Below are 10,077 nucleotides of genomic sequence, written 5' to 3'. Positions count from 1 at the left end.
CTCCTCCGCCCGAGGAGCCCTTCCGCGCCGACCTCAAGCACAAGGCCGCCAAGAAGAAGGCCCGCAAGTGGGGCTGGATCTGGGGCGTGCTGCTGGTCTCGTTCCTGGTCGGCGTGCTCGCCGCCGGCGGCGGGGCCGCCTACGTCTGGTACAAGTATCTCAAGGACACCCCGCCCCTGCCCTCGCGCTCGGCGCTGTTCGCGGTCAACCGCGCGCCCGGTATCCGCTTCGAGGATCGCAACGGCCAGGTGATCGCCACGCGCGGCCCGCGCTACGGCCAGCGCATCACCCTGGGCGCGGTGCCCAACTACGTGCCCCAGGCCTTCATGGCGGCCGAGGACCGGCGCTTCTACCAGCACGGGGCCATCGACCTGCAAGGCATCGGCCGCGCCGCCTGGACCAACTGGCGCGCCGGCAAGACCCGCCAGGGCGCCTCGACCCTGACCCAGCAGCTGGCCAAGGGCCTGTTCCTGACCCCGGATCGCGTCGTGAAGCGCAAGCTCCAGGAGATGCTGCTGGCCTACAAGCTGGAGCAGGTCCTGACCAAGGACGAGATTCTCGAGCTCTATCTGAACCGCATCTATTTCGGGGCCGGCACCTACGGCGTCGACGGCGCGTCCCAGACCTATTTCGGCAAGCCCGCCAGCCAGCTGACCCTGTCGGAAGCGGCCCTGCTGGCCAGTCTCCCCAAGGCGCCTTCGCGCTTGGCCTTGACCAACGACATGGAGCGGGCGCTGACCCGCTCACGCCTGATCCTGGCCAATATGCGGAAAGAGGGCTGGATCACCGCCGAGCAGGAAAGCCGCGCCCTGGACGACACCCCGCGCCTGTCGCCGATGGCCCTGCAGGACGAGGGCGACTACGGCTGGGTGCTGGACTACGCCACCACCGAGACAGTGAAGATCGCCGGTCAGAACGCGCCAGACCTGATCGTGCGCCTGACCATCGACCCCTTGCTGCAACGCGAGGGCGCCGAGGTCGTGCGCCAGACCATGGCCACCGAGACCACCCGTTCGGGCGCCCACCAGGCCGCCCTCCTGTCGCTGTCCACCGAAGGGGCCATCCGCGCCATGGTCGGCGGCACGTCCTACAGCGAAAGCCCGTTCAACCGCGCCGTCCAGGCCCGCCGCCAGCCGGGCTCGACCTTCAAGCCGTTCGTCTACGCCGCCGCCGTCGAGAAGGGCGTGCTGCCCACCGACATCCGCGTCGATGAACCGGTGAAGTTCGGCGACTGGGCGCCGGAGAACTACAGCGGCGGCTATCGCGGTCCGATGACCGTCGAAAAGGCCCTGATCAACTCGATCAACACCGTGGCCGTGAAGCTGGGCCAGGAGGCCGGCGGCCCGGCGATCGGCGATCTGGTTCGCCGCTTCGGCATCACCTCTTTGCCGCCCGTCCCCGACCTGTCGGTGGCCCTGGGCTCGTACGAGGTGAACCTGCTGCAGCTGACCTCGGGCTTCCAGGTCTTCCAACAGGGCGGCATCCGGGTCGAGCCCTATGTCATCGAGACCATCACCACCCAGGACGGCCAGCCGATCTTCACGCACCAGCCGCCCCAGGCCGAGCGCCGCGTCTACGACGTCGGCCACGCCAGCATCATGGTCAAGATGATGAAGAAGGTGGTCACCCAGGGCACCGCCCAGCGCGCCGCCTTCGGTAGGCCAGCGGCGGGCAAGACCGGCACCAGCCAGAACTGGCGCGACGCCTGGTTCGTGGGCTTCACGCCGGACTACGTCACCGGCGTCTGGGTCGGCAATGACGACGAGAAGCCGATGAACAAGGTGGTCGGCGGCGACATCCCGGCCAGCATCTGGCGCCGCTTCATGATGACCGCCCACCAGACCCTGGCGGTGCGCGACTTCGCCTGGCTGCTGCCCGATCCGGCGCCGCTGTCGACGCCGGACCCGCGGAACGGCTACTACGAGACGTTGTCGGCCGAGTTCGCCCGCGCGGCCTCGGAACTGGACGCGGCGGCGAAGGCGGCGGAGACCATGGCCCCGTCCGGCGGACCGGCGCAGCCCCCGCCGGCGCAGCTGCCTTACTAGCTAAACGGTGCGTGATCCTCGCCCTTCGACAAGCTCAGGGTGAGGATCATGGCCAAGGCCGGGCAGTAGAAAACCTCACCCTAAGCTTGTCGAAGGGCGAGGTTTTCGGCCCTACCTACTTGTAAGCCGTCAACGACGTCGGCCGATCCGCCACCTTCGTCGCCCAGGTCTTGTTCGGCGTGGCGCTCATCGTGAACACCAGCTCGCCGCCAGCCATGATCTCGTCGTGCTTGAGGTACGCTCGGGTCAGCGGCTTGCCGTTCAGGGTCACCTTAGAGACGTAGACCTTGTCGTCCGCCATCCCTTCGGCGCGCACCACAAACCGCTTGCCGTTCGGCAGGTTCAGCGCCGCCTTGTCCACGAACGGCCGGCCGATGGCGTATTCGTTCGAGGCCGGGGTCACCGGATAGAAGCCCAGCGACGTGAACATCAGCCAGGCCGACATCTGGCCGAGGTCATCGTTGCCCGACAGCCCCTCGGGCGTGGGCTTGTACTGGGTCTTGATGATCTGGGCCAAGCGCGCCTGGGTGCGCCACGGGGCGCCGGCGTAGTTGTACATATAGGCCACGTGGTGGCTGGGCTCGTTGCCGTGGATGTACTGGCCGATCAGACCGGCGATGTCCTCGGCGTGGCTGTAGTCGATCTTCGAGTTGTCGAAGTCGAACATGGCGTCCAGCTTCTTGACCGTCGCGGCGTCGCCGCCCAGCGTCTTGACGATCCCGCCCAGGTCCTGCGGCGCGAACCAGGAATATTGCCAGGCGTTGCCCTCGGTATAGTCCGAGCCGTAGTTGATGGCGGTCGGGTTGAAGGGCTCGCGATAGGTCCCGTCCGACTTACGGGCCCGCAGGAAGCCGGTCTTTACATCGAAGCTGTTGCGCCAGTAGGACGCCCGCTTCTCGAAGGTCTTGGCCACGTCGGCCTGGCCCATGTCCTTGGCCATCTGGGCGATGGTCCAGTCGTCATAGGCGTATTCGACGGTCTTGGAGGCGGCTTCCGGCTCCTTGTCGATCGGCGCGTAGCCCAGCTTCATGTAGTCGCCCAGGCCGCCATACGGCGCGTAGGTCGCGCTCTTGACCATGGCGTCCAGGGCCGCCTTGCCGTCATAGCCGCGGATGCCCTTCATCCAGGCGTCGGCGATGACCGGCACGGCGTGGTAGCCGATCATCGTCCAGGTCTCCTGGCCATGGAACTGCCAGACCGGCAGGATGCCGTACGGGCTCTCCTTCTGCGAGGCGATCAGCGAGTTGACCACGTCGTTGGTGTAGTCGGCCGGCTGGATCAGGGTCAGCAGCGGATGCTCGGCCCGGAAGGTGTCCCACAGCGAGAAGGTCGAGTGGAAGGTGAAGGGCCGGCCGTCCAGCTTGCCCTCATGCACCTGGTCGTCTGGACCCCGGTAGCGGCCGTCGGCGTCGGCATAGACGCTGGGGGCCAGCAGGGTGTGGTAGAGCGCGGTGTAGAGCGTCTTCTTCATCGGGGCCGGGGCTTCGATGTCCACAGCCCCCAGGGCCTTCTCCCAGGCGGTCTTGGCGCGGGCGCGCTGGGCGTCGAAGTCGAAGCCCGGCTCGTCGCTGGCCAGGTTGGCGATCGCCCCATCCTCGCTGGTCGACGACAGCGCCACCTTCACGGTCAGCGGCCCGTCGATCTTGCCGAAGTCGAACACCCCGACCAGGGCGCGGCCCTGGACCTGGGCGCGGTCCTCCGGCATGCGGCCCGGCTGGGCGAAGCCGTTATAGGGCACGTCCTTCTCGGTGTTTCGGAACTGCTGGCCGACCAGCGGGCGGTCGAACTTGATGGCGAAAAACAGCTTGCGGCCCGGGGCCCAGCCGCGCGTCTCGCGATAGCCGGTGACCACGCCGTCCGGCGACACCCGCAGGCGCGACCACAGCACCTTGCCCGGATAGTTGTAGATCGAGCTGCGCAGGTCGATCAGCACCTGGGCGCGGTCACCCTTGGCGAAGGTGTAGCGGTGCAGGCCGGTGCGCAGGCCGGCCGTCAGCTCGGCGCGTACGCGGCTGTCGCTGAGGGTGACGGCATAGTAGCCCGGCTGGGCGACCTCGGTGTCGTGGCTGTAGCGCGAGCGATAGCCCGAGCCCGGCTTGTCGGCCTCGCCCGGCTCCAGCTTGGCTTCGCCCGAGACCGGGGTCAGCAGGATGTCACCGAGATCCGAGTGCCCCGCGCCCGAGAAGTGGGTGTGCGAGAAGCCCAGGATCGTCGGGTCGCCGAAGCGGTAACCGGCGGCGCGGGCATAGCTCTGCTTGAACGGCAGGATGTCGGTGTCGGGGCTCAGCTGCACCATGCCGAACGGCACGACCGCGCCGGGGAAGGTGTGGCCGTCGCCGCCGGTGCCGATGAAGGGATCGACCGAGTCGTAGGGCGTTGTGGTCTGGGCCAGGACGGGCGTCGCCGCCAGGATGGAGAGGCTGGCGAGCAGGGCGAGGCGCAGACGCATAGGGTAGACTCCGCAACTTGAGCGGAGCGCACCCTATCGGCTAGGCGGCCGTGTTCAAGGCCCGGTCTACCGCCGCCATGGCATGCAGGGTCGTGGTGTCGAACACCGGCACCGGACTATCGGCCTGGGAGATCAGCAGCATGATCTCGGTGCAGCCCAGGATGATCGCCTGGGCGCCGCGTTCGACCAGCCGGCCGATCACCGCCTTGTAGGCCTCGCGTGAGGCGTCCAGCACCTGACCGGTGACCAGCTCCTCGTAGATGATCCGATGCACCACCGCGCGGTCGTCGGCGTCGGGGGTCAGGACCTCCAGGCCGTGCTTCTTCTCCAGGCGGCCGCGATAGAAGTCGTGCTCCATCGTGAAGGCCGTGCCCAGCAGGCCGACGGTCGAGAGCCCCGCCGCCTTGATCGCCTCACCCGTCGGGTCGGCGATGTGCAGCAGCGGGATCTTCACCGCCGCTTCGATGGCGTCGGCCTCGCGGTGCATGGTGTTGGTGCACAGGACCAGGAAGTCGGCGCCGCCGGACTCCAGCGCCCGGGCCGCGTCAGCCAGGCGGCGCGACAGCTCGGGCCAGCGGCCTGCGTGCTGCAGGTGCTCGATCTCGGCGAAGTCGAACGACCACATCAGGGTCCGGGCCGAGGCGACGCCGCCCACGCGGTCGCGCACCGCCTCGTTGATCAGCCGATAATACTGGGCCGAGCTTTCCCAGCTCATGCCGCCGATCAATCCGATGAGCGCCTGTTCGGTCATGCCGTCCTCCGTCGCAGACGGTCCTAGACAGGCCACGGCGCGGTTACAACACTTCCCGCCGCGCCAGGTGGGCGATGGCCACGGCCAAGGCGACCAGACCCAGGCCGCAGCCCAGCGCCAAGGCGGTCTCGACCCGCCAGGCCTCCTTGGCCAGCATGTTGACCGGCATCTGCCAGGGGAAGAACACACCCTCCTTGGCCGAGGTCGCCACCACCGCGAAGAAGGTCCCGCCGATGCCGATCGCCAGGGCCGGCACGAAGCTGGCGAAGCGCAGGGCGGTCCACAGCTGGATGGCGGTCAGCAGGGTCGCGGCGGCGACCACCTTGAGATTGAGGGCCAGCAATCCGATTCCGTCGAGCGCGCCGGTCGGGGTGACGGCCGGCTTGATCGCCGCCGCCGCCGAGATCGCGCCCCAGGTCAGCAGCAGGTTGAGCCCCGTCATGGCCGTCGCCAAGGCGACCACACAGAACGCCTTGGCGGCATAGATGCGCCAGCGGGGCGTGGGCAGAGCCCGCAAGTGGTCCCAGGCGCGCGGGCCGTGCTCCATGTGCGCGACCAGGGCGGTCAGGGCCGTCACGCTCATCGGCAGCATGAAATAGGCCCAGACGCCGGTCGCCATCTGCATCCACTGCGCCCAGGGCCTTGCCTGTCCCCCGCGCAGCAGCATGAAGAAGCCGAAGGCGGCGATCAGCGACGGCGCGGCGATGGCCAGCAGCATGGCCAGCGAGCGGTTCAGCTTGCGGATTTCGACGGACAGGACGGGAAACATCAGAACGGGGAGCATCAGGCGGCCTCGGCTTGACGGACGGTGGGGATGGCGACGCGGCGGTAGATGTCCTCCAGCGACTGGGCGCGGGGACCGATGGCGAAGACGGGAACGGCGGCCTCGACCAGCAGGGCGGTGAGCCCCGCCACGGCCGGATCGACGGCGTCGCCGGCGTCCAGGGCCACGGTGAGGCTTTCGGTGAGGCGGACGTCCAGGCCGTGGCCACGCAGCAGCGCCGCGGCCCGCACATCATCGCCGGTGCGCAGTCTGATCTCCGGCGCGAGGTCGGCCTTCAGCCGCGACAGCCTGCCCTCCAGCACCAGCCGGCCGTCATTGACGACGCCGACATGGGTGGCGGTCTGCTCGATCTCGCCCAGCAGGTGGCTGGACAGCAGCACGGTGGCGCCGGTGCGCTCCGGCAGGCTCTTGAGGAAACGGCGCATGTCGGCGATGCCGTCGGGGTCCAGGCCGTTGGTCGGCTCGTCCAGCACCAGCACCGGCGGCGCGCCCAGCATGGCGCGGGCCAGGCCCAGGCGCTGGCGCATACCCAGCGAATAGCCGCCCACCTTGCGGCCGGCGTCGGGGCGCATCTCGACCACCTCCAGCACCCGGTCGATCTCGGTCGCCGGGCAGCCCAGCAGGGTCGCGGTCAGGGCCAGGTTCTCGCGGCCTGTCAGGTTGCCATAGAAGCCGTGCGCCTCCAGCAACGCGCCGATCTTGCGGGCCGCGCCGATGCGGTCGCGGGCGACGTCGACGCCGCAGACCCTGGCCACGCCGGTGGTCGGGCGGATCAGGCCCAGCACCATCTTCAGGGTCGTGGTCTTGCCTGCGCCGTTGCGGCCCAGGAAGCCATACACGGCCCGCCTGGGCACGGTCATGGACACCCGATCGACCGCCAGGCGGGGGCCGAAACGACGGGATAGGCCTTTGGTCTCGATGGCGGCTGACATGGTCGCGGCGCTCATTCTGTTTAAGTTAGATATAAAGTTGCGAAGCGATCGTCTTTAAGTCAAGATTAAAGATGAGACAGGTCGGGAGGGTCGCCGTGGGCGCCAGGGACGTCGAGAAATTCCGCCGCATGTGCGGCCAGTACCGGGGGCTGGCGGTGTTCATGGTGATTAGCGTCGGCCTGCTGCTGGCGCTGATGGCGTGGATCGCGCCGCTGCTGCTGATGGCCCTGCACCGGCCGACGGCGCCCCCGCCCGCCAAGGTGCTGGCCCTGACGATCCAGTACATCCCGGCCGCCTGCTACCTGTTCGGGGTGTGGTCGATCGGCCAGGGGCTGGGCGAGATCGCCAAGGGTCGCCTGCTGCAGGCCGCCCTCCCCTCGACCCTGCGCCGCGTCGGTCTGGCCCTCGGGATCGGCGGCGTGGCCAATGTCTTCGTGGTCATCAACCTGATGCGGCTGGTCGGGGCGGACAAGCGCAGCTATCTGGACTTCGACGTGGCCGGCATGACGCTGGGCATGATCGGCGGCGCCCTCTTCCTGCTGGGCCGCGTGATGGACCAGGCCCTGGCGGCGCAGGCCGAACTCGACGAGATGATCTGATGCCCGTTCGCGTCACCCTGGACGCCCTGATCGTCGCCAAGGGCCTCAAAGCCCGCGACCTGGCCCAGGAGGTCGGCCTCAGCGAGACCCAGCTGTCGCTGTTCCGCTCGGGCAAGGTGAAGGGCATCCGCTTCCGCACCCTGGCGCGGCTGTGCGCGGCTCTGGGCTGCAAGCCTGGCGACCTGCTGGACTACGACTTCGACGCCGCCGACCTGGCCGGCGCGGACGACGAGGACTAGGGCAGATCAACATTCAGGCCGAGGGGCCGAAAACCCTGTCCTTCGACAAGCTCAGGATGAGGTTTTCTACGGATACGGCCTCAAGAGTAGTCCTCACCCTGAGCCTGTCGAAGGGCGAGGACGGGCCACGTCCACCAACGACGATAATTCAATCTTAGGTGTTTCCCAGCGACCGCCAAGCCCGGAGAAAGTGCGACAGAAATTTTTCAGACACATTGGCGGGCGAAGCCGACACATACGCCCTTCCCGGCATGGCTCACCCTAGGCTCACCTGATGTCGTTCGTGCTCTCCCTGGTCGCTGCGGCGGCCCTGCAAGCGGCCACGCCCGCGCCCGCCGTTCACGGCTACAACGCCCTGGCCCTCGCCCCCGGCGGCAAGCGCCTGGCGGCCATCGAAAGCGCCGAGGCCGTTGGCGCGCAGTCCGACAGTCGCGCCAGCGTCGTGGTGCGCTCGGCCAAGGGCGAGATCACGGGCCGCTTCGATCCCTGCCAGACCTGCCGCTACGCCGGTCCCGCCTGGTCGGCCGACGGCCAGAAGCTGGCCTTCATCGGCTCGGACATGAAGGCCGGGACCGCGACCCTGTTCGTGGTCGAGGGCGACAAGACCCGCGCCGTCACCACCGTGACCGGCGTCGCCAGCACCGCGCGCTGGGCCCCGGACGGCCAGTCGATCGCCATGCTGGCCACGGTCGGCGCCCGCAAGCAGACCGGCGCCACCCAGGCCGGCGTCCGTCAGGTCGGCGAGATCGGCGTGGCCGGCGCGATCGACGAGCAGCGCATCGCCGTGGTCCCGGCAGCCGGCGGCGAGTTGGCCTTCGCCTCGCCCGACGACACCTTCGTCTACGAATACGACTGGACGCCGGACTCCAAGGGCTTCGTCGGCACGGCCGCCAAGGGCGACGGCGACAACAACTGGTGGGTCGCCAGCCTGCAGGCCTTCGGCCGCGATGGCGCCAGCCGCGTGATCGCCGCCCCGAAGCTGCAGCTGAACGCCCCGCGCGTGTCGCCGGACGGCAAGTCGGTGGCCTTCATCGGCGGCCTGATGAGCGACTTCGGCGCGGTCGGCGGCGACGTCTGGACCGTGCCCTTCGCGGGCGGCCAGCCGGCCAACCTGACCGACGGCTACAAGGGCACCTTCACCAGCCTGGACTGGACCGCCAAGGGTCCGATGGCCTCGGCCATCCTGGGCGGCGACAGCGCCATCGCCCGCATCGACCCGGCCGGCGGCGCCAAGGTGACGATCATGGCCCGCGGCGAGGTCAGCTATTCGGCCGGCGACGGCCGCGTCTCGTTCGACCCCAGCGGCAAGCTGGCCGCCACGGTCGTCGACTCATTCGCCAAGGCCCCACAGGTGCTGCTGGGCGCGCCCGAGGCCCTCAAGCCCATCACCCACGACAACGACGCCCTGACCGCCACCTATGTCGGCAAGAGCGTCACCTGGAAGAACGAGGGCTTCGACGTCCAGGGCTGGCTGCAGGCGCCGGCCAAGGTCGAGCCGGGCAAGACCTATCCGATGGTGGTCATCGTCCACGGCGGCCCGTCCTCGGCCGTGACCTCGCGCTACGGCTCCAGCGGCACGGTCTATGACCTGCTGAAGGCCGGCTACTACGTGTTCCAGCCCAACCCGCGCGGCAGCTTCGGCCAGGGCGAGGCCTTCAAGACCTCCAACCGCCGCGACTTCGGCGGCGGCGACCTGCGCGACATCCTGGCCGGCGTCGACGCGGTCGAGAAGATCGCCCCCGTCGACGACAAGCGCCTGGGCGTCTTCGGCCACAGCTACGGCGGCTACATGACCATGTGGACGGTGACCCACAGCCAGCGCTTCAAGGCCGCCGTGGCCGGGGCCGGCATCGCCAACTGGATCAGCTATTACGGCCAGAACGGCATCGACCAGTGGATGGTCCCGTTCTTCGGCGACACCGCCTACAACGACCCGGCGATCTACGACCAGCTGTCGCCGATCCGCACGATCAAGGCCGCCAAGACCCCGACCTTCATCTATGTCGGCGAACGCGACGTCGAGACCCCGGCCGCCCAGTCGATGGAGTTCTGGCACGGCCTGAAGGCCATGGGCGTGGAGACCTCGCTGGTGATCTATCAGGACGAGGGCCACGGCATTCGTCAGCCGAAGAACCGGACCGATCTGACGAACCGGATCGTGGGGTGGTTTAACCAGCACCTGGGGTCGTAAGATCCTCCCCCTCTGGGGGAGGTGGCCCGGAGGGCCGGAGGGGGCGGCTCGGCATAGGCCGGCGAGGGGGGGGGGGGGGGGGGGGGG

The 10,077-nt window shown here is 68.8% G+C and carries 8 protein-coding genes and 1 pseudogene; 5 read left to right on the top strand and 4 right to left on the bottom strand.

Features of this window, described 5'->3' with window-relative positions:
* Together pbpC and AC07YH_RS23515 are read left to right on the top strand one after the other, a co-directional pair.
* A partial coding sequence (gene pbpC, locus AC07YH_RS23520; RefSeq protein ID WP_494749327.1) for a multimodular transpeptidase-transglycosylase PbpC occupies nt 1-2,045 on the top strand: 2,045 nt, incomplete at its 5' end.
* A gap of 11 nt (nt 2,046-2,056) precedes the next feature.
* A pseudogene (locus AC07YH_RS23515) lies at nt 2,057-2,151 on the top strand (hypothetical protein); the annotation flags it as partial.
* A gap of 9 nt (nt 2,152-2,160) precedes the next feature.
* On the opposite strand, the gene AC07YH_RS23510 reads toward AC07YH_RS23515, so the two are convergent.
* The 4 genes from AC07YH_RS23510 to AC07YH_RS23495 are packed head-to-tail and all read right to left on the bottom strand — an operon-like array spanning nt 2,161 to nt 6,961.
* Nucleotides 2,161-4,494 (bottom strand): GH92 family glycosyl hydrolase, encoded by a 2,334-nt coding sequence (locus tag AC07YH_RS23510; RefSeq protein ID WP_494749326.1) that lies wholly within the window; start codon nt 4,492-4,494, stop codon nt 2,161-2,163.
* A gap of 40 nt (nt 4,495-4,534) precedes the next feature.
* Entirely contained in the window at nt 4,535-5,245 is a 711-nt protein-coding gene (locus AC07YH_RS23505; protein WP_494749325.1) for an aspartate/glutamate racemase family protein, read from the bottom strand.
* Nucleotides 5,246-5,288: 43 nt separating this feature from the next.
* Nucleotides 5,289-6,014, bottom strand: coding sequence for an ABC transporter permease (locus tag AC07YH_RS23500; protein WP_494749330.1), 726 nt, complete (start codon nt 6,012-6,014; stop codon nt 5,289-5,291).
* A gap of 14 nt (nt 6,015-6,028) precedes the next feature.
* Nucleotides 6,029-6,961 (bottom strand): ABC transporter ATP-binding protein, encoded by a 933-nt coding sequence (locus AC07YH_RS23495; protein WP_494749324.1) that lies wholly within the window; start codon nt 6,959-6,961, stop codon nt 6,029-6,031.
* A gap of 95 nt (nt 6,962-7,056) precedes the next feature.
* On the opposite strand from AC07YH_RS23495, the gene AC07YH_RS23490 reads away from it, so the two are divergent.
* The 3 genes from AC07YH_RS23490 to AC07YH_RS23480 all read left to right on the top strand — a co-directional run bounded on the left by AC07YH_RS23490 (nt 7,057) and on the right by AC07YH_RS23480 (nt 9,990).
* The gene (locus AC07YH_RS23490; protein WP_494749323.1) at nt 7,057-7,560 is read left to right on the top strand and encodes a DUF2975 domain-containing protein; all 504 of its coding nucleotides are present in this window, start codon (nt 7,057-7,059) and stop codon (nt 7,558-7,560) included.
* Nucleotides 7,560-7,799 (top strand): helix-turn-helix domain-containing protein, encoded by a 240-nt coding sequence (locus tag AC07YH_RS23485; RefSeq protein ID WP_494749322.1) that lies wholly within the window; start codon nt 7,560-7,562, stop codon nt 7,797-7,799. Before AC07YH_RS23490 ends, AC07YH_RS23485 begins: the two co-directional genes overlap by 1 nt.
* A gap of 274 nt (nt 7,800-8,073) precedes the next feature.
* Nucleotides 8,074-9,990 (top strand): S9 family peptidase, encoded by a 1,917-nt coding sequence (locus tag AC07YH_RS23480; protein ID WP_494749321.1) that lies wholly within the window; start codon nt 8,074-8,076, stop codon nt 9,988-9,990.
* The last annotated feature ends 87 nt before the right edge of the window (nt 9,991-10,077 follow it).

The sequence above is a fragment of the Caulobacter sp. GW456-12-1-14-TSB4 genome, assembly GCF_059424195.1.
This window is presented reverse-complemented; position numbering and strand designations above follow the sequence as displayed.

Excerpts from the sequence above, each read along its gene's own strand:
- AC07YH_RS23510 (WP_494749326.1), bottom strand. The coding sequence starts at position 4,494 with ATGCGTCTGCGCCTCGCCCTGCTCGCCAGCCTCTCCATCCTGGCGGCG.
- AC07YH_RS23505 (WP_494749325.1), bottom strand. The coding sequence starts at position 5,245 with ATGACCGAACAGGCGCTCATCGGATTGATCGGCGGCATGAGCTGGGAA.
- AC07YH_RS23500 (WP_494749330.1), bottom strand. The coding sequence starts at position 6,014 with ATGTTTCCCGTCCTGTCCGTCGAAATCCGCAAGCTGAACCGCTCGCTG.
- AC07YH_RS23495 (WP_494749324.1), bottom strand. The coding sequence starts at position 6,961 with ATGTCAGCCGCCATCGAGACCAAAGGCCTATCCCGTCGTTTCGGCCCC.
- AC07YH_RS23485 (WP_494749322.1), top strand. The coding sequence starts at position 7,560 with ATGCCCGTTCGCGTCACCCTGGACGCCCTGATCGTCGCCAAGGGCCTC.
- AC07YH_RS23480 (WP_494749321.1), top strand. The coding sequence starts at position 8,074 with ATGTCGTTCGTGCTCTCCCTGGTCGCTGCGGCGGCCCTGCAAGCGGCC.